Origin of the sequence: Krasilnikovia sp. M28-CT-15, from assembly GCF_047159595.1 — a bacterium.
GTDB lineage: Bacteria > Actinomycetota > Actinomycetes > Mycobacteriales > Micromonosporaceae > Actinoplanes.
Genome location: NZ_BAAGAK010000001.1, coordinates 5597562 through 5616127 on the forward strand (window position 1 = coordinate 5597562; position 18566 = coordinate 5616127).

At 70.9% G+C, this 18566-nt stretch carries 20 protein-coding genes and 1 pseudogene; 13 read left to right on the forward strand and 8 right to left on the reverse strand.

The genetic code is table 11. From position 1 onward, the window contains the following. Positions 1-16: 16 nt before the first annotated feature. Positions 17-937, reverse strand: a complete 921-nt coding sequence (locus tag ACMCNO_RS25660; protein ID WP_412752005.1) for an ABC transporter ATP-binding protein — start codon at positions 935-937, stop codon at positions 17-19. 136 nt (positions 938-1073) lie between these two features. Between ACMCNO_RS25660 and rnhA the strand changes: the two genes are divergently transcribed. Further along, the gene (gene rnhA / locus ACMCNO_RS25665) at positions 1074-1598 is read left to right on the forward strand and encodes a ribonuclease HI (protein WP_412752006.1); all 525 of its coding nucleotides are present in this window, start codon (positions 1074-1076) and stop codon (positions 1596-1598) included. A gap of 5 nt (positions 1599-1603) precedes the next feature. Here rnhA and ACMCNO_RS25670 read toward each other — a convergent pair whose 3' ends face one another. The 4 genes and pseudogenes from ACMCNO_RS25670 to ACMCNO_RS25685 form a co-directional block, all read right to left on the reverse strand. Then, a complete protein-coding gene (locus ACMCNO_RS25670) occupies positions 1604-2356 on the reverse strand; it encodes a dihydrofolate reductase family protein (RefSeq protein WP_412752007.1) in 753 nt (250 codons plus the stop codon). Beyond that, positions 2262-2720, reverse strand: a complete 459-nt coding sequence (locus tag ACMCNO_RS25675; RefSeq protein ID WP_412752008.1) for a hypothetical protein — start codon at positions 2718-2720, stop codon at positions 2262-2264. Before ACMCNO_RS25675 ends, ACMCNO_RS25670 begins: the two co-directional genes overlap by 95 nt. 72 nt (positions 2721-2792) lie before the next feature. After that, positions 2793-3431, reverse strand: a pseudogene (locus ACMCNO_RS25680) (PP2C family protein-serine/threonine phosphatase); the annotation flags it as partial. 198 nt (positions 3432-3629) lie between these two features. Further along, entirely contained in the window at positions 3630-4916 is a 1287-nt protein-coding gene (locus tag ACMCNO_RS25685; protein WP_412752009.1) for an acyltransferase family protein, read from the reverse strand. Positions 4917-4961: 45 nt separating this feature from the next. On the opposite strand from ACMCNO_RS25685, the gene ACMCNO_RS25690 reads away from it, so the two are divergent. The 8 genes from ACMCNO_RS25690 to ACMCNO_RS25725 all read left to right on the forward strand — a co-directional run bounded on the left by ACMCNO_RS25690 (position 4962) and on the right by ACMCNO_RS25725 (position 12649). After that, positions 4962-5990, forward strand: a complete 1029-nt coding sequence (locus ACMCNO_RS25690; protein ID WP_412752010.1) for a LacI family DNA-binding transcriptional regulator — start codon at positions 4962-4964, stop codon at positions 5988-5990. Positions 5991-6124: 134 nt separating this feature from the next. Then, positions 6125-7390 carry an ABC transporter substrate-binding protein gene (locus ACMCNO_RS25695; RefSeq protein WP_412752011.1) on the forward strand — a complete coding sequence of 422 codons (1266 nt, stop codon included), beginning with the start codon at positions 6125-6127 and terminating at the stop codon, positions 7388-7390. Positions 7391-7459: 69 nt separating this feature from the next. Next, entirely contained in the window at positions 7460-8353 is an 894-nt protein-coding gene (locus ACMCNO_RS25700) for a carbohydrate ABC transporter permease (RefSeq protein ID WP_412752012.1), read from the forward strand. After that, complete coding sequence (locus ACMCNO_RS25705) at positions 8350-9246, forward strand: carbohydrate ABC transporter permease (protein ID WP_412752013.1); 897 nt, start codon at positions 8350-8352, stop codon at positions 9244-9246. The genes ACMCNO_RS25700 and ACMCNO_RS25705 overlap by 4 nt, the downstream gene beginning before the upstream one ends. 64 nt (positions 9247-9310) lie before the next feature. Then, positions 9311-9673 (forward strand): hypothetical protein, encoded by a 363-nt coding sequence (locus tag ACMCNO_RS25710; protein ID WP_412752014.1) that lies wholly within the window; start codon positions 9311-9313, stop codon positions 9671-9673. A gap of 36 nt (positions 9674-9709) precedes the next feature. Then, on the forward strand, positions 9710-10669 hold the full coding sequence (gene ligD / locus ACMCNO_RS25715; RefSeq protein ID WP_412752015.1) for a non-homologous end-joining DNA ligase: 960 nt from the start codon (positions 9710-9712) through the stop codon (positions 10667-10669). A 127-nt stretch (positions 10670-10796) separates the two neighbouring features. Further along, entirely contained in the window at positions 10797-11978 is a 1182-nt protein-coding gene (locus ACMCNO_RS25720) for a sensor histidine kinase (RefSeq protein ID WP_412752016.1), read from the forward strand. A 2-nt stretch (positions 11979-11980) separates the two neighbouring features. Continuing rightward, on the forward strand, positions 11981-12649 hold the full coding sequence (locus tag ACMCNO_RS25725; RefSeq protein WP_412752017.1) for a response regulator: 669 nt from the start codon (positions 11981-11983) through the stop codon (positions 12647-12649). 20 nt (positions 12650-12669) lie between these two features. Here the strand turns inward: ACMCNO_RS25725 and ACMCNO_RS25730 are convergent, their stop codons facing one another. Together ACMCNO_RS25730 and ACMCNO_RS25735 are read right to left on the reverse strand one after the other, a co-directional pair. Beyond that, entirely contained in the window at positions 12670-13191 is a 522-nt protein-coding gene (locus tag ACMCNO_RS25730; RefSeq protein WP_412752018.1) for an NUDIX domain-containing protein, read from the reverse strand. Continuing rightward, positions 13188-14411, reverse strand: a complete 1224-nt coding sequence (locus tag ACMCNO_RS25735) for a helix-turn-helix domain-containing protein (RefSeq protein ID WP_412752019.1) — start codon at positions 14409-14411, stop codon at positions 13188-13190. The genes ACMCNO_RS25730 and ACMCNO_RS25735 overlap by 4 nt, the downstream gene beginning before the upstream one ends. A 173-nt stretch (positions 14412-14584) precedes the next feature. On the opposite strand from ACMCNO_RS25735, the gene ACMCNO_RS25740 reads away from it, so the two are divergent. Together ACMCNO_RS25740 and ACMCNO_RS25745 are read left to right on the forward strand one after the other, a co-directional pair. Next, positions 14585-14821: a hypothetical protein gene (locus ACMCNO_RS25740; protein WP_412752020.1), complete on the forward strand. Its 237-nt coding sequence runs from the start codon at positions 14585-14587 to the stop codon at positions 14819-14821. Next, positions 14818-15072 carry a hypothetical protein gene (locus tag ACMCNO_RS25745; protein WP_412752021.1) on the forward strand — a complete coding sequence of 85 codons (255 nt, stop codon included), beginning with the start codon at positions 14818-14820 and terminating at the stop codon, positions 15070-15072. The genes ACMCNO_RS25740 and ACMCNO_RS25745 overlap by 4 nt, the downstream gene beginning before the upstream one ends. Before the next feature lie 31 nt (positions 15073-15103). Here ACMCNO_RS25745 and ACMCNO_RS25750 read toward each other — a convergent pair whose 3' ends face one another. Then, the gene (locus ACMCNO_RS25750; protein WP_412752022.1) at positions 15104-16693 is read right to left on the reverse strand and encodes a diguanylate cyclase; all 1590 of its coding nucleotides are present in this window, start codon (positions 16691-16693) and stop codon (positions 15104-15106) included. A 204-nt stretch (positions 16694-16897) separates the two neighbouring features. Between ACMCNO_RS25750 and ACMCNO_RS25755 the strand changes: the two genes are divergently transcribed. Next, complete coding sequence (locus tag ACMCNO_RS25755; RefSeq protein ID WP_412752023.1) at positions 16898-17395, forward strand: SigE family RNA polymerase sigma factor; 498 nt, start codon at positions 16898-16900, stop codon at positions 17393-17395. Further along, entirely contained in the window at positions 17392-18498 is a 1107-nt protein-coding gene (locus ACMCNO_RS25760) for a hypothetical protein (RefSeq protein WP_412752024.1), read from the forward strand. Before ACMCNO_RS25755 ends, ACMCNO_RS25760 begins: the two co-directional genes overlap by 4 nt. Positions 18499-18566: the final 68 nt, after the last annotated feature.

Below are 18566 nucleotides of genomic sequence, written 5' to 3' on the forward strand. Positions count from 1 at the left end.
TGGCCTCCCGGGCCGTTCACCGACTGGCCCCGGCTGTGAGGGCCAGGTAGACGTCTTCGAGGGTGCGCCGCCGGGTGTCGACCCCGGTCACCTGGGCGTCGCGCGCCGCGAACCAGCCCAGCACCTGCGCGAGGGCCTCGGTGCGCAGCGGGCCGGCCAGCGCGTACTCGCCGGGCGACGCTTCGGTGACCAGGACGCCGTCCAGGCGGGCGGCCAGGTCGCCGACCGGCAGCCCGGGGTCGGCCCGGACCTGGAGCAGGTCGATGCCGGCGGCGGCGGTCAGCTCGGCCGGGGTGCCCGTGGCGGCGACCACCCCGGACCGCATGATCACGACATGGTCGGCCAGCCGTTCGGCCTCGTCGAGCAGGTGCGTGGTCAGCAGGATGGTGACCCCGTCGGCGCGCAACTCCTCGACCAGGCCCCAGGTGGTGTGCCGGGCCTCGGTGTCCATGCCCGCGGTCGGCTCGTCCAGGAAGACCATCTCGGGGCGCCCCACCAGGGCGACCGCGAGCGCCAGGCGCTGCTGCTCGCCGCCGGACAGGCGGCGGAACGTCGTACGCGCCGCCCGGCGCAGTCCCAGCCGGTCCAGCAGCATGCCGGTGTCCAGCGGCCGGGCCGCGAAGGAGGCGAACAGCTGGAGGATCTCGCCCGCGGTGGCCCACGGATACATGCCGCCCGCCTGCAGCATGATCCCCAGCCGGGGCATGAGCGCGTCGTGGTCGGCGACCGGGTCCAGCCCGAGCACCCGTACGGTGCCCGCGTCCGGGCTGCGGAAGCCCTCGCACACCTGGAGCAGGCTGGTCTTGCCCGCGCCGTTGTTGCCGAGCAGCGCCAGCACCGCGCCGCGCGGAACGGCCAGCGACACCCCGTCGACCGCGGTGCGGGTGCCGTAGCGGATCACCAGATCCCGCACCACCACGGCGTCTTCGTCGCCCATCTCAACCCTCCGTCGGATTCGCCGCGGCAAACGATACCGAGGGGCCCGGTGTGCTCCCGGTCACCGTCGGTGCCGGTGCGCCTTTCCGGACACCCGGGCACGCGAGGCGTCCCCGACCCCTCGGTATCGTGCGCGCGTGACCGACAACAGCGCCGTGGTGGAGATCTACACCGATGGGGCCTGCGTCCCGAATCCGGGCCCGGGCGGCTGGGGCGCCGTGCTGCGCTACGGCACCGCCGAGAAGGACCTGTGCGGCGGCGAGGCCACCCCCACCACGAACAACCGGATGGAGCTGATGGCCCCGATCCGGGCGCTGGAGAGCCTGACCCGGGCGCCGCTGACCGTCCTGCTGTACACCGACAGCATCTACGTCCGCGACGGCATCACGAAGTGGTTGCCGCGGTGGCGGGCCAACGGCTGGCTGACCTCCGCCCGCCAGCCGGTCAAGAACGTCGACCTGTGGCAGCGCCTGGAGGCGGCCGTCCAGCATCACGACGTGCGGTGGCACTGGGTCAAGGGCCACAACGGCCACCCGGAGAACGAGCGCGCCGACCGTCTCGCCGCCCGCGGCCTCCAGGAGGCCCTGGCCGCTGCCGGATCCGACGCCCGGACGCCGAGCAGTCGGGGAGCCCGGGCCGGTGCGGCGGCCCCACGCCGGTAGCGCCGTCAGCGCAGGACGCGGAAGCGCAGGCTGACCCGCTGGCCGACCTCGGTCAGCCCGATGCGTTCCAGTGCGACGCCCGCCAGTCTCGGGTCGTCGAAGAGCCGGACACCGGCGCCGAGGAAGACCGGCATCACGTCGACCCGTACCTCATCGACCAGGCCCGCCACCAGCAGTTCGGTGCCGAGCCGGGCCCCGCCCACGATCTGCACCGCCCGCTCCCCCGCCGCCGCCTTGGCCTGCCGCACCGCGGACTCGGGGCCGTCGGTGACGAACGTGAACGTCAGGCGGTCGTTCTCGCGCGGGTGCCGGGCCGGTGGGTGGCTGGTCACCACGAACAGCGGGACCTGGAATTCGTAGGTGTCCGCGATCGTGTCCGGATCCTCCGGCATCTCGAACGAACGCCGCCCCATGACGACCGCACCCGCCTCGGCGATCATCTCGTCCATGTAGTCCGTGCCGTGCAACGCCGCCAGATCCTGGTACAGCGCGCCGGAGTCGCCGTGCTCGTCGGCAACGAAGCCGTCGAGCGAGATCGTCATGCCACCGATCACCTTCGCCACGCGGCACCCCCTCTCACCGCCACCCGGTGTACCAGGCGGCACCGACAAGGCGGCGTGCCGACACGCGACGACGAGGCGCGGCCACGGATCGGCCGGGAGATCAGGACGAGCGGGGTTTCGGCACGGTGATCCGGGTGGTGGGCCGCGCCGCGATCTCCGCGTCGATGCCGCCCGCAGCGCCGTGCACCTTGGCACGGGCCACCCGGTCGGGCGGCAGCCGGTACGTCGGGGCCTGGACCAACTCGTCCGGGACCTGGTGGCGGCCGGAGGGCCCGGCAGCCGGCAGGGGTTCTGCCGAGCCCTCCACCACCGCGGTCGACGGCACGATCACCGCGGCCGAGGCGCTGATCGCGGCCCGATCGCCGCGGCGCGGCGCGATGATGCGTGCCGCCAGGCCGAACACGCTGCGAGTGGCGGTGTCGTACCCGTCGCGGAACGCCTCGTCGCGGTCCAGCCCCGTCCGGTACCACTGGTGCAGGCGGCCGGCCGCGTACCCGGTGCACGCGATGAAGGCGGCCAGCAGCGTCACGAGCAGAGCGGAGTTTCCCGGGGCGGTCATGCGTCAGATTCTGGCCAATGGGATAGACCGCAAGCTATGGCCCGTTTGACGTACCCCGATCGACGTACCGCACTACGCCTCCACGACGTCCGCCACCACGCAGGCGATGTTGTCCGGCGCGCCACCCGCGTACGCCAGGTCCACGAGGCGGTCCACCACGTCACCCGGCTCACCACCCGCGGCCAGCGCGTCACGCAGAGCGGCGTCACCGGTGACCGCCCACAGTCCGTCGGAGCAGAGCAGATACCGGTCGCCGAGCAGCGCCGTACGCACCGCGATGTCGGCCTCGCTGCGGCCGGGACCGGCGCCGAGCGCGCGCACGAGCAGGGCCCGCTGCGGGTGCCCGGCGGCCTCGCCGGGCGGCAGTTCGCCCTGGTCGACGAGGGTCTGCACGTACGAATGGTCCTGGGTGAGCCGGGCCAGCTCGCCGTGCCGCAGCAGGTAGGCGCGGGTGTCCCCGATGTGGATCAGGCCGAGCCGGGTGCCGGACCAGCACAGGGCGGTGAGCGTGGTGACCGGCCCGGCCAGCCCCGTCACGGCACGGTCCGCCGCCTCCACCGTGGCCAGCAGCGCGGCCGGGTCGACCTTCGCGGCACCGGCGAGCGCGGCGATCGCGGCGGCGGCGGCCTGCGCGCCACCGGGGCCACGGATGCCGTCGGCGACCGCCAGCAGCCCGTCGGTGGCGTGCGCCGCGTCCTCGTTGGTGTCCCGGCGGCCCGCGTCGGTGCGGGCCGGGCGGCCCGGGCGAACGCCCCGATCGTGAGCAGTTGCACGTCTGCCTCCTCGTACCGGCCGGTCGGCCGGCACGTCCGAGGCTGCGGCCTGCCCCAGGGGCAAGGTCAACACCATACGGCGGGCCTCGTCCGGGCGGCGCCCGACGCCCATCAGGCGCCGCCCGGACGAGGGGCTTCAGGCCGCGACCGGCACGGCCACGGGCGGCGCGGGCCGGGTACGCCGTCGCCGCACGAACGGCGAGATGCGCGGGCGGCGACGCGCGGCCAGGTCTTCCACCCAGCCGAGCGAGAGTACACAGACCACGAGCATGGCCATCGCGATCGAGAAGTCGGCGACGTACTGGAGGGTCTCGTTCGGAATCTCCCAGAGCTTGAACGGGACGATCAGCGCGACCGCGACGGTGATGGCGACGTTGTGCCAGAGATAGATGGTGACCGCGCGGTTGTTCACCATGGACACGAAGCTGTCGACCGGCCGGGCCCGGGCCAGCCAGTCCATCCGCGGCGACCAGCGCAGCAGCGCCAGCACGAAGCCGATGGAGTAGACCGCGTACGCCACGGGCAGGTCGGCCAGGTTGACGCCGTCCTCGCCGGGATGGGTGTACGCCCAGGCCAGCCCACCGGACACGCAGATCACCGCGGTGCCGAGGACGAGGGGGGTGCCCAGCCGGGCCAGGTCCCCCTCGCGGTGTGCCATGCCGAGCACCCAGCAGGAGCCGAACCCGAGGACGTTCACCAGGACCCAGAAGGCGGCCGCGCCGACGGTGTCCGGGTACGCCATGAGCAACATGAGCGCGACCAGCGGGAGCAGCACGGTCGGCAGGTTCCACCGGCGGTAGAGCCTGAGCAGCACGGGTGAGAGCAGCACCAGCCACAGGTAGGTGACCAGGTACCAGAGCACCCCCGCAGCGGGGTAGCCGAACTGGCTGGACGGCGGGTCGGCGATGGGAAACGCCCACAACAGCAGGCGGGGCCAGGTCGGGCGGTCCGGCCAGCCATGATGGATCATGACCGGCACCGCGATCAGTCCCATCACCCACAGTGCGGGCAGCAGGCGGCGCAGACGGTTACGTATCGCGCGGGGGGCGTTGCGGTCGAGGGACCTGACCATCAGCGAGCCGCCGAGCGCGAACATCACCCCCATGGACGGGAAGACCAACTCGAACGCGGCGATCGGATAGGCGTGGAACAGAACGACCCGAATGATGGCAACTGCACGGAGAGTGTCGAAGTACCTGTCTCGGCCGGCTCTTTTACCGTCCGCCACAACGCCTCCAGCTGCTCGTACTGTCGGTGACTGAACCGCGCGGCAGCTACAAAACGTAGTGTTCGGCACAACCTTCGCGGAGTCCCCGAACGGGCAGAACCGGGCACTGATCCGGCGGACGGGCAGGTACCTCCGCGGTCCGGGACCGCCGGTCGATCCGGTGCGCCACGACCCACGGCCGGACATCGATGCCATACTTGCGGCCTCAACCGCCGCCCAGTCAGCACAGTACGGAGCGCCATGTCCGCACCCGGGCCCACCGACGGGCAGGCCGTACGGCGGCCGACCCTGACCCAGGTGGCTGCTCTCGCGGGCGTCAGCCTGAAGACCGCGTCCCGGGCGCTCAACGCGGAACCGAACGTCGCCGAGGCCACCGGCCTGCGGGTGCGCGCCGCCGCCGACCAGCTCGGCTACCGGCTCAACGGCATCGCCCGCGAGCTGCGGCGCGGCGCGACGTCGGCGCTGGTGGGACTGATCAGCGGCGACCTCACCAACCCCTTCTATTCCGCGGTGGCCAGCGGCATCGAACGCGAGCTGCGCCAGCACGGCCTGCAACTCGTGACGGCCAACAACGACGAGGACGCCGAGCGGGAGCGCGCACTCGTCGACGCGTTCCTGGAACGCCGGGTGCGGGCGCTGCTCATCGTCCCCAGTGGCACCGACCACGAATACCTCGCGATCGAGGGCCACCGGGGGGTGCCGTTCGTCTTCCTCGACCGGCCCCCGGTCGGCATGGCCGCGGACTCGGTCGTCATCGACAACCACGGCGGCGCCCGGGCCGCCGCGCTGCACCTGCTGGCCGGTGGACACCGGCACGTCGCACTGGTCACCGACCTGGCCCGGATGGCACCGCAGCGGGGACGCATCGACGGTTTCGTGCAGGCGATGGCGGAGGCGGGCAACGAGCAGTGGCGGCCGTACCTGCGGACCGACGTGCACGACGTACGGCAGGCCGAGCGTACGGTCCGCGAGCTGCTGGCCAGCGACCCGGCGCCGACCGCGCTGTTCACCACGAACAACCGACTGACCACGGGTGCCCTGCGGGCGTTGCGGGGACATCCACACCCGCCGGCGCTGATCGGTTTCGACGACTTCGACCTGGCCGATGTGGTCGGCACGACCGTGGTCGCCCACGACGCCATGGAGCTGGGGCGCTCGGCGGCCCGGCTGGCGCAGGAACGCATCAGCGGGCATGAGGGTCCGGCCCGCACGATCGTCATCCCGACGTCGGTGATCGCCCGCGGCTCCGGCGAGCGCTTCCCGCGCTGACCAAACCCAGTCGAACAAGACCGCTCACGTTACAACACGGCTACAAGCTCTGACCTGCGATTGACACCCCTGTAGCGGAGGAGCAGCGTATTCGCCGTTGTCTGTGACAACGATGTCAAGGATTGGGGAGGACCATGGGCTTTACGCGACGGGCCGCAGTGGCCGTGGTGGGCGTCGCCGCCCTGCTCACGGCATCCGCGTGCGGAGGCAGCGACAGCGACGGCGGCACTGGATCCAAGAACGTCGAAGTGTTCACCTGGTGGGCGGACGGCGGCGAGAAGGCGGGGCTGGACGGCCTCGTCGGCGTCTTCGGCACCGCCTGTGCGGGTCAGACCTTCCAGAACGGCGCGGTGGCCGGCGGCGCCGGCGCGAACGCCAAGTCCGTGCTCGCCTCCCGCCTGCAGCAGGGTGACCCGCCGGACACGTTCCAGGCGCACGCGGGCGCCGAACTGCTCGACTACATCAACGCGGGCCAGATCGAGGACATCAGCGCCGACTACGACGCCTGGGGCCTGAAGCAGGCGTTCCCGGCGGGCCTCATCGGCAACCTCACCGTCGACGGCAAGATCTACTCGGTGCCCGCGAACATCCACCGCGCCAACGTGGTGTGGTCCAACAAGAAGGTGCTCGCCGGGGCCGGCATCACCGCCGACCCCAAGGACCTCACCGAGTTCTTCGCCGACCTCGACAAGCTCAAGGCCAAGGGCGTCAAGGCGCCGCTGGCGCTCGGCAAGGACTGGACCCAGCTCATGCTGTTCGAATCCGTGCTGATCTCGGACCTCGGCCCGGAGAAGTTCACCGGCCTGTGGCAGGGCAAGACGGACTGGAACGACGCGGGCGTCACCAAGGCCATCGCCGACTTCCAGCGGTTGCAGACCTACTCCAACACCGACCGGGACGCCCTCGACTGGACCGACGCCGAGAAGCTGGTGATGGACGGCAAGGCCGGCTACCAGCTGATGGGCGACTGGGAGGCCGCCGATCTCGACGCCAAGGGCTTCAAGGACTACGGCTACGCCACCTTCCCCGGCAACGGCACCACCTTCCAGTGGCTGGCCGACTCCTTCGTGCTGCCCAAGGGCGCCAAGAACCCCGACGGCACGAAGTGCTGGCTGAAGACGGTCGGCAGCGCCGACGGGCAGAAGGCGTTCAACACCACGAAGGGCTCCATCCCGGCCCGGACCGACGCCAACCCGGCGGACTACCCGAAGTACCAGCAGTCCGCCATGGCCGACTGGAAGTCCGCCACCCAGGTGCCGTCCTGCGCCCACGGCTCCGCCTGCTCGCAGGGCTGGCAGCAGGCCGCCAACTCGGCGCTCGGCGCCTTCTCCACCAACCACGACGCCGCCGCCCTGCAGAAGGCGCTCGCCGCCGCGGCACAGCAGTTCGCCGGCAAGTGAATGACCGCGACGGCGGGGCGGCTGGCGGCCGCCCCGCCGCCGCACCCTGAACCACCACGAAGGAGCCCGATGCGCCGACTCCGGCACTGGGGACCGGGCCTGCTGCTGCTCTCCCCCTCACTGATCCTGCTGGCCGTCTTCGTGTACGGGCTCATCGCCTGGACCACGAAGGTCTCGGTCTCCGACGAGCACAACGCCCGCGGCTCCAAGGGCTTCGTCGGGCTCGACAACTACGTCAACCTGTTCACCAACGACATCAACGACCGGTTCCTGCACTCGCTGAAGAACCTGCTGATCTTCACGGCCGTGTTCATGGCCGGCACGATGCTGATGGGTCTGCTCTGGGCGTTCCTGCTGGAGCGCGGGGTCCGCGGTGAGGGCTTCTTCCGTACGGTCTACCTGTTCCCGATGGCGGTCTCGTTCGTCGCCTCCGGGGTGGTCTGGCGCTGGCTGATGAACCCGGGCAAGGGTGACGACGCGGGCGGCCTCAACGCCGTGTTCGGCGCCGTGCACCTGGAGTTCCTGCAGAACACGTGGTGGACCAATCCCCATTGGGGCATGGCCGCGATGGCGATGCCCGCCGTCTGGCAGCTGTCCGGCTACGTGATGGCGCTGTTCCTGGCCGGGTTCCGGGGCATCCCGCAGGAGTTGCGGGAGGCCGCCGCGATGGACGGAGCCAGCACGTACCGGCTGTACCGCAACGTCATCTTCCCGCAGCTCACCCCGGTGGCGCTGTCCGCGCTGATCATCGTGGGGCACATGTCGATGAAGATGTTCGACCTGATCATGAGCGTCTCGGGCGCGCAGTGGCTCACCGAGGTGCCCGCGGTCTACGTCTGGCAGGCGCTGCTGACCAGCGACTACGCCAAGGCCGCCGCGATCTCGATCATCCTGCTGCTGCTCGTGGCGGTGGTCATCGTCCCGTACCTGATCTGGACCAACCGCACGGAGAAGCAATCATGACCGCCACCACGGCGACCCGGTCGTCGGCCGGGCCGGTTCCCGCGGCCCCGCCCCCCGCGAGGTCCACCACCACCCGCACGGTCGCGGGTCGCGCCGTGAAGTACGCGCTCGTCGTGTTCTTCCTGCTCGTCGTGCTCATGCCCGCGTACGTGCTGATCGTGACGAGCTTCAAGTCGGGCGCCGAGATCGGGGTGACCGGCCAGTGGAACCTGCCCGAGCACTGGACGTTCGCGTCCTGGGAGAAGGCGTGGACCGCGCTGGGGCCGTCGTTCGTCCGTACCTTTCAACTGGCCGTGCCGGTCGCGGTGATCTCGTCATTCGTCGGCGCGGCCAACGGCTTCGTGCTGTCCCGGTGGCGGTTCCCCGGCGCCGACGTGGTGTTCACGCTGATCCTGTTCGGCATGTTCATCCCCTACCAGGCCGTCATGATCCCGCTCCGGGAGATCGTCACGACGATCGGCATCCCGCCGGGCATCCCCACCCTGGTCTTCGTGCACTGCATCTACGGCATCCCGATCTGCACGCTGATCTTCCGGAACTACTACGCGACGACCGTCCCGGAGGAGCTGATCGAGGCGGGTCGGGTGGACGGGGCGGGACTGCTGCGCACATTCTGGTCGCTCATCCTGCCGATCTCGATCCCCGGCTTCGTGGTGACGGTCATCTGGCAGTTCACCTCGGCGTGGAACGACTACCTCTTCGCGATCTTCCTGTCCAACACCCGCAACGGGCCGATCACGATCGCGCTCAATGCGCTGGCGGGCGCCCAGTCGCCGGACTACGCGGCGTCGATGGCGGGCGCGCTGATCACGTCACTGCCCACCCTCATCGTGTACGTGCTGCTCGGCCGCTGGTTCATCGGGGGCCTCATGGCGGGCTCGGTCAAGAGCTGAACGCACGATGCCACCGGTCCGCACGCACCGGGCGGGAACCGTGCCGCGCCCTTAGAGTGCGGATGTGACCTCCGAGGCCCGGCCGCCCCTGATCCGGCGCACCGATGTCACCGCCAGAACCGCGCGGGAGATCCGGCAGGAGCAGATCGAGGCGGAGCGGCGTACCACGGTCTGGCTGCGGGTGACGGCCGTGACGCTGGCCTGGGCGGTCTCGGTGTCGCTCGCGCTCGGCTGGGGATTCACCGTGGCGCCCGGCAGCCCGCCGGGGCGGGCGTTCACACTGGCGGCCGTACTCGTGGTGCTGCTGCCGTTCGTCGCCGCGGTCATCGCCACCCGACACGGCCGGGTCTGGCTGGGCGGCGCCTACGTCGTGCTCACCCTGGCCATGCTGGTGCCCGCGGTGATCATCGCCCGCGCCGCGAGCTGAGGGCGGGCACCGGCGCGGTCGGGCAGGATGGGCGGCATGAGTAGCGGCGGCGAGGAACGCGACGGCGTACCCCTGACGAACCTGGACCAGGAGCTCTTCCCGGGCGCCGGGGCGACCAAGCGGGACCTGGTCGACTATCTCGACGCCGTCCGGGACGACATCCTGCCGGTCCTGCGGGACCGCCCCCTCTCGGTCATCCGCGTCCTGCGCGGCCAGGACCGTTTCATGCAGAAGAACCTGCCCAAATACACCCCGGACTGGGTGCCCCGGGTGCCGGTGTGGGCGGAGGCGTCCCAGCGCGAGGTCCAGTACGCCCTGTGCAACGACCGCCGCACGCTGCTGTGGTTCGCCAACCAGCGGGCGGTCGAATACCACCCGACGCTCGCGCTCGCGGGCCGCCACCACCCGACCCACCTCATCATGGACCTGGACCCCCCGGATGACGGCGGCTTCGCGCTGGCGGTGGGTGCGGCGCGGCTCGTCCGGCAGGTGCTGACGGACGCCGGGATGGCCAGCGCGGTGAAGACCAGCGGCGCCAAGGGAGTGCACGTGTTCGTCCCGCTGCCACCGGAGGTCGCCGTGGAGGACGTGGCGGCGGCCACCCGGGCCGTGGGTGTCCGCGCGGAACGGCTCGACCCGGCCCTGGCCACCACCGCGTTCATCCGCGAGGACCGGCACGGCAAGGTCTTCCTCGACTCCACCCGGGCCGGCGGCGCGACGGTCGTCGCCGCGTACAGTCCGCGGGCGCGGCCCGGGGTCCCGGTGTCGTTCCCGGTCGGCTGGGACGACCTGGACGACGTACGCCCGGCCGACTTCACCGTGCACACCGTGCCCGCGCTGCTGGCCGGGTCCGACCCGTGGGCGGGAGCGATGCCCCCGCCGCAGTCGCTGGACCCCGGCCTGGTCGAGGAGGGACACACGGTCCCGGTCGCGCGGGTCGCGGCGATGCACGAGGGCAAGCGCCGGGCCCGCGCCCGCCGCGACACCACGCCCTGACGGACCGGCGTACACCGACGGGAGTAGCGGGTAGTCCGCAGGCGTCGGCGCGAATGACGGCGACGGGACGACGCGCCGTAGGCTCGGCCCGCCATAGCTTCGGGTCATCTCGACCGAGGAGGTACCCATGTCCGTCAGCACGCTGGCACCACCGCCGCCCGTCACCGCGACCGTCCCGCCGGTCGCCGCCCGGTCCCCGCACTTCCCGGTGGGGGCCGCCGCCGCGTTGACCCTCGTCGGCGTGCCCGCCGGTCTCGCCCTGACCGGCGGCAACACGCAGGCCGTCATGACGGTGTCGCTGGCCGTCGTCCTGGCCCTGCTGGTCCCGCTGGCCCGCTGGTGGCCCGCGTCCGTGCTCGTCGGCTCCGTGCTCTGCGTCGCCGCGATGCGCGGGGCCCACCTGATCGGGACCGGCTGGGTGTGGCCGGCCACCGCGGCGCTGGTGGCGCTCGCGCTCGCCGGGCGGGTCCGCACAGCCGTCACGGTCGCCGCGCTGACGCTGACCTACGGCACCCTGTGGGAGTACGTCGTCGACCTGGGCGGATTCGAGGCGACCGTGGCCCGCATCGGCGGCGAGGCGCTGTGGCTGGCCGCCGTGCTGGCCGCCGCGCACGCCTACCGCAGCACCCGCCGGTGGCAGGCCGAGGTCGCCGCCCGGCTGGGCCAGGAGTTGCACGAGCGCGAACTCGACGCGCGTCGGCGGCGCGCCGAGGAGCGGGTCCACATCGCCCGCGACATGCACGACGTCGTGTCGCACACCCTCGCCGTGGTGGGTGTCCACCTCAACGTGGCGATGGACGCGTTCGACGCCGAGCCGGACGAGGCCCGCGCCGCGCTGCGGCTGGCCCAGGACGTCCGCGGGCGCGCCATGACCGACCTCAAGTCGCTCGTCGCCGTCCTGCGCGAGGACACGCCCGATGACGTCTCCCCCACCGACGACCTGGACGGCCTGGACCGGCTCGCCGATCAGGTCCGCGCCGCCGGGCTGACCGTGTCGCTGATGGAGTTCGGCGACCGCGGAGACGTGCCCGCCCCGGTCGCCACCGCGGTGTACCGGGTGGTGCAGGAGTCGCTGACCAACACCGTGCGGCACGCCGGCGCCGCCCAGGTGTCGGTGATCCTGCGGTACTCGCCGAGAAAGGTCGTCGTGGACGTACGCGACGACGGAACCGGCAACCCGGTCGGCGACGAGGGCCACGGCATCCTCGGCATGCGGGAGCGGGTCGCGGCGCTCGGCGGGGCGCTCACCGCCGGACCGGCGGCCGACGGCGGGTTCGCCGTCCGCGCGATGATCCCGATCGCGGACTGACCGTGACCATCTCCGTGCTGCTCGCCGACGACCAGCACCTCGTCCGCGCCGGATTCCGCAGCCTGCTGCGGCGCGGCAAGGACATCGCGGTCGTCGGCGAGGCCTCCACCGGCGACGAGGCGGTCCGCACGGCGCGGGTACTGCAGCCGGACGTGGTGCTGATGGACATCCGGATGCCCGGCCTCGACGGCATCGCCGCGACCCGGCAGATCGTCGCCGACCCGGCGCTGCGCGACTGCCGGGTGGTCATCCTGACCACCTTCGAGACCGACGAGTACGTCTTCGCGGCGCTCGCCGCGGGTGCCAGCGGCTTCCTCACCAAGGAGGTCGACCCCGACGGGCTTCGCCAGGCGGTCCGGGTGGTCGCGGCCGGGGAGGCGCTGCTGTCCCCCAGCGTCACGCGGCGGGTGGTGACGCGTTTCGCGCATCGCCCGGCCGCGCCCCCTTCCGGTGGCGGGGACCGGCTCACCGTGCTCACCGCGCGCGAGCGCGAGGTGGTGCGGCTGGTGGCTACCGGACTGTCCAACGAGGACATCGCTCGACAGCTGGTGATCAGCCCGTTGACCGCAAAGACCCACATCACCCGCGCGATCGCGAAGCTGGGCGTCCGGGACCGCGTCCAGCTGGTGATCCTGGCGTACGAGGACGGCCTGGTCGGTCCCCTGTCGTGAGCCCGGCCGCCCATTCTCCGTCACACGGAGTGCCCGCCGTGGAGGTATCTCACCGTGCCGTCCCTGGCAGCGTCGAGAGCTTCCCGGACGCGGCTCTCGACGTACGGGCGGAGCAGACGGCCAACGTCGTGAGGTGCGACGAACCGGTATTCGCTCAGTTCACCGTCGAGCAATCGGATGCCCACCCGGTCGCGTGGGGAGATCACGCCCCCGTCGAAGACGAACGCCAGAACGTCGTCCCACGGCCCGTGTGGGGCCACCCAGTCAACGACCAGGAGCCGCCCGCCGCCGTAGTCGAGACCGAGTTCCTCGGCGACCTCCCGTCGTGCCGCGCTCAACGGCGCCTCATTGGCTTCGGCCATCCCGCCGGGCAGATCCCAGTCCGGCTTGTACCGCGGATCGACAAGCAAGATCCGCCCGGCCTCGTCACGAAACAGGACGTCGGCACTGACCCGCTTGCGCGGCTGGGTGCGGTTGCCTTCCGCCAGGTAGGCCTGCCAGGCGTCCGGATCGCGCTCGTAGAGGGGAAGGTCGGAGTTCACAGCGGTCCAGTTCCGATCGGATCGACGCCACCCGAGAACTGAGTCATCCACCGTCGCGCGGTCAGTTCGTCCCGCAGACGCTGGCGGAATTCATCCACACATCGGACATTACGGTACGCCTGGAGCCCTCCTCCCAAGGCTTCAAGTTGCCTTGACACCTGGACAGATCCGAGCGCCGTCGTCGCATCAAGCACCCGCCGGGCGACCGCGCACGCCTCCTCGGGACGATGCTGAGCGATGAGGATCGACACCAGGATCAGCTGGGCGAGGGCACGGCTGCGTACCCGATCCGGCGGCCGAAGCAGACTTACCTGCTCTACCTGGGTCCACGCGGAGCCGAGGTGTCCAATCTGGTGTAGGCACCGGGCTGTGTCGACAGCCAAGGAGGCGGCGTCGTAGTTGTTCGCCCAGAGTGAGGTCGACTGCGGTAGCGGCCTTTCGAGTGCAGCCTCAGCCCTTCGAAGATCGTCGAGGCAGGCATCGGCATCACCGGTGGCGGCGTGCCCCCGTGCCCGCAATGCGAGCAGACGCGCTTCCAGCCCTGGATGCCGGTCGGCGAGCGCTATCTGTTCCTGGCCTCGAAGCGCGTGGGAGATCGCAGCCCTCGGCTGGCGAAGGTGAATGGCGAGATGACTCAAGCTGCCGAAGATGTGCGCGGCAAGTTGATGATCCCGGCTGGCCACAGCCATGCTCGACGCTCGTGTGAAATGTTGCCAGGCAATCTCGTCGTGCCCACAGTCGTGAGCCATCCACCCGGCCATCTCAGTCAGGTTGGCGGCAGCCGCGAAGACCCGTTCCCCGTCACGATCAGGGGTCTGGCCGAAAACGCGAGGCGCGACCACGCGCTGCAGATAGCTGGTTACCGCCGAATACAGACCGGCGCCACCGACTTGACGGTCAGCGGCACGGAACGATCGCACGACGTCGAGATCGTCACTACCTGCTGCAGGTGTCGCCACGTCCTCGGCCGTCCGGCTCCCAAATGACGCGAGCGATGAAATCGGCCGCGGGGGTGGCGGCGCAAGCAACTCGGCGAGTTCCTCCACCGAGATCCTCAGCGCGGTGGCGAGCTTGGGGCGGTGCCACGGCTGCGGTTCCGTCTCGGCACGCTCCCAGCGCACGACGGTCGAGCGGTCCACGCCCACGGCCTCGGCCAAGCGTTCCTGGCTCAAGCCGATCGTCTTCCGGCGGTGCGCCAGCCCGTGCCGTCTGGCAGGCATGTCTGCCTCCCGTCATCGCTCGGTTGGTGACGGAACCATCATCCAGCTCACGCCGCGTGATGCAACGGTGATGCGCCGAATCTGCGCCGATTCCGCCGTGGAGCGTGAACCGCAGGGTTGGTCGAATTGGCGCGGACCCGGCGACCTTCACCACTCCCTGCACGGAGCACGCGATGAACTACATCGAGGATCGACCCGATGACCCGACGACAAACCTGCCAGCCGAGGAGGTGGCATACCTACGGCTGGTGCTGACCAAGCACGCCAACGACCCGTCGACCGGAACCTGTCCGATCTGCGGCAAACGGTCCTGCCCGGACTGGCGCGACGCGTACGACCACCTCATCGTCGACGGGCAGTCGCTGGCGGACCCTCGGCTCTGGCAGTCACCCGATGGCAGGCGGCGATGACGGCACCCAGGGCGCCGCAGATCTCGGTCGGCGATGTCATCCACGCCGCCGAGCCGGACTACCGGTACGGGCGCGGCACATTACGCCTTCGGGTCACTGCCGTCGGTGCAGTGCGAAGGGAACCGGACGGGTCGTGGCAGGAACTGGAGGGTCACGAGATCTTCTGGAACGGTGACACCGATCAACGAGTGCGACACGCAATGGTGCGGCTGCGGGCCGTACGGATCGTCGCGCCCGAGGACGAACGATGATCAGCGTGCTCGGGGCGAGGTAGACCCTCGGTCAGGCCACATGGCGGTCGAGGTACGTCTCCGAAGGCGCACCGGCGACGACCCGGTTGCGCCCGGAGTGCTTGGCGGCGTAGAGGTTGCGGTCGGCGGCGGACAACGCCGCCGACTGGCTGGGCGGCGAGGTCTCGTTCACCCCGGCCACGCCGATGCTGACGGTGACGGGCAGCTCTCCGGTGAGATCCTGCCAGCCGTGCCCGCCGACGGCGCGGCGAAGCTCGTCGAGGGCCCTGGCCGCGGACCACACAGAGGTGGCGGGCAGGACCAGCAGGAACTCCTCGCCGCCGATGCGGGCCACGAACCCGTCGGGCGCGACGGCGGCCAGTCCGGTCTCCAGCAGCCTCGCGACCTGCACCAGCACCTGATCGCCGGTGTCGTGCGACAGCGTGTCGTTGATCCGCTTGAAGCGGTCGACGTCGGCGATCGCCACGACGAGGGCCGGGTCGCCTGCGATCAGTGCGGGCAGTTCCTCGTCGACGTACCGGCGGTTGCGCAGCCCGGTCAACGGATCGTGGAGGGCCTGCTCCCGGAACCTTTCGGCCTCCTGGCGGGCCTCAGCGGTCTCGAACATGACCTGCCGGGTCTGCGCCTGCGCCTGCCGTTCGGTCCGGCGCAGGCTTTCGTTGGCGGCGAACGACTCCTTGTGCTCGGCGAACGCCGCGGCATGGTCACCCCGCGCGGCGTACACCTCAGCCTGCTCCTGGTGCACCCGGACCATCACCTCGGGCAGCCCCCGCTCGGCGCAGAGCGCCCGGGAGGAATCCAGGGCAGCCTGAGCCCGGTCCAGCTCATCCATCCCGCGCAGGGCCCGGGCCAGAGTCAGCTGATACTCGGCCATGTCGTCGGCGTTCTCGTTCTCCCCGGCCGCCCAGCGCTCGATACACAGCCGGATGGTCTGTTCGGCCTCGGCGTAGAGGCCGTTGGCGATCTGAATCGCCCCGATCGTGTCCAGGACGGCGGGAGACAGTTTCAGCCCGTGTGCTTCCGCGTGTTCCGGGAGCCGGTTGGCTATCTCCTCGGCGCGTTCCAGATCCCCGGTGGTGAACTCGATGTACGCCCAGTTGTTGAGCACAACGGTGACCTGCCGCCACTGCTGCAGTTCCCGGCCCAACTGCTCGGCCTGGCGAAAGCGGGGCCTGGCGGCTTCGATCGCGCCGTTGAGGGCCAGCGCCTCGGCCAGCCCCAGGCGGTGCAACACCTGCATGAACGGGGTGGCGGTGTCGTCCAGCAGCTCCACCGCGCTCAGGGCGTGCTCCAGCCGCTTGGCGGAATCACCGGCCAGGCGGTGGGCGTGCGCACAGGCGTTGTGGGTTCGGGCTTGCAGCCGACGGTCACCGTGCTGAGCGGCCCACTCGTGGATGGCGTAGATCTGCCGGGTGGCCGTGGCGACATCACCGATCCGCAGCCGCATGCCGGCCGCGCAGAGCCGTGCGCGCGCGAGCAGTCCCTCGTCGCCCAGCGGCTCGGCCAGCCGTTCGAGTTCGACCGCGGCGGCATAGCAGTCCCCGATATGGGTCACGACCTGGTCCTCGAGCGCGAGCAGCGCAGCCGACAGCTCGTCCGCGCTCATGCCATCGCCGTCCACCAGTCCACCCCCGGTTGTCGAAGGGAGGATCGGCTCCCCGGAGCACGGAATGAAGCAATTCGCCTGTGCACCGGCACACGTCGTCGCATTTGCCCTGAAATCAGCCGATCTTGTTCGGCGGTGAGCAGCTTCACGCCCGCGCGGGCCGAATTTCATCGTTGTCGTTCGTCTACGGGGAGCCGGGCCCACGCCGTTTCATAAGGCGTGACGTTCGAGGAGTACGTGCTGGCGCGGGGCGTGGCCCTGGTGCGGTTGGCGCGCCTGCTGACCGGTGATGAGCACCGGGCCGAGGACCTGGTGCAGGACGTGCTGGCCAAGGCCTACGTCCAGTGGCCGAGGGTGAGCGGCTTGGACCGGCCCGACCTCTACGTCCGGCGGATGGTGGTCAACGCCCACCATTCCTGGCTGCGCCGCCTGGTCAACCGTGAGATCGCCGTGGCCGCCGTGCAGGACACCGCCACCGGCCGGGACTCCGCCGCGGAGTCGGCCGACCGCGACGCCATGTGGCGGCTGGTGATGCAGCTGTCGCCGCGTCAGCGCACGGTCGTCGTGCTGCGCTACTACGAGGACTACGACGACGCCACCATCGCCGAGTTGCTGCAATGCAGCCAAGGCACCGTTCGCACCCAGGCCAAACGCGCCCTGGACAAGCTGAAGCAGCTGCGCGGCGAGCCGCACGAGCTGACGGGAGACCGCCGATGACCGCCGACCTCGACCGCGCACTGTCCACGAGCCTGCAGGAACGCGCGGACGCCGGCACGCCCATCGACCCGCAACCGCTGCTGCACATCGTTGTGGAACGGGGACAGCGGTTACGGGTCCGGCGCCGCGTCGTCGCCACCGCACTGGCGATCGCCACTGTGGCAGCGGTAGCCACCAACATCCTGCTGCCCCGGCAGCATCTGGCCACACCGGTGAGCCCGCACCCGTCGCCGTCCGCGAGCCCGGAGACCGACCTGAGGCCGCCTCCGGCGGACGGGCAGCCCGGCGCGACGGCGCGGCCCGACCTCGTGGGGACCGATCCGGGGTTGCTGCACTTCTCAGTGGACGTGTTCGCCGCCCGCGCCGGACAGGCATCCTGGACGTCCGAGCCCGGCGTGGAATCGGCAGAGGTTTATACCGACGACTTCTTCGTGCACGTGAGCTCGGCTGAATCGAAGCGGAAGGCGGAGGCGTCGCCGGGATTCGACAGGGAACCGGGCGCCGGCATGTCCGGCCCCGCTGCGACCACCGTCGGAGATCGGCCCGCCACGGTGCGCATTTCCCGGCCCGGCCATGGCGCTGGGGAACAGGGCCGGGTGTATTCGTACGTGTGGCAGCCCGTCGACGGGCTCTGGGCACGGGCCGACGTGCAGCTGAACGGTCAGGACGACCCCGCGCGGGCCGTACGGATCGCGCAGCAGGTCCGGTTCGACCAGGTGCGCCGCTGCGTGCTGCCGATCCGGCTCGGCAGCACGCCGGGATCAGCGACCGCGACGAGGTGCTGGTCCACGGTGACGGCCGGCGCCCCGGCCGTGTTCAGCGCCGGCGCCCTGATGGTCGTCGACGGTGACCGCAAGCTGCACATTCAGGCCGAGTGGACCCCGCCCGGCGGCGGCGAATACCCCCGGCCGCTGAAGGCTGGACCGTACCGGGTGTTCGCGGACCCCGGCGGTCGCTCCTGGACCATGAAGGTCAACGACCTGTTCATCACCGCCACGATCAACATCAACACCACAAAGCACCCGTTCACCCAGGCCGAGGTGCTGCGTACCCTCGGCGATCTCCACATCGCCGACCAGCTCCAGAACCCCGCCGGCTGGTGACACCGGCGCCGCACGAGCGATGCTCGCCGCTCAGGCACCGGCAGTGCCGTGTCGGCGCCCGATGACAT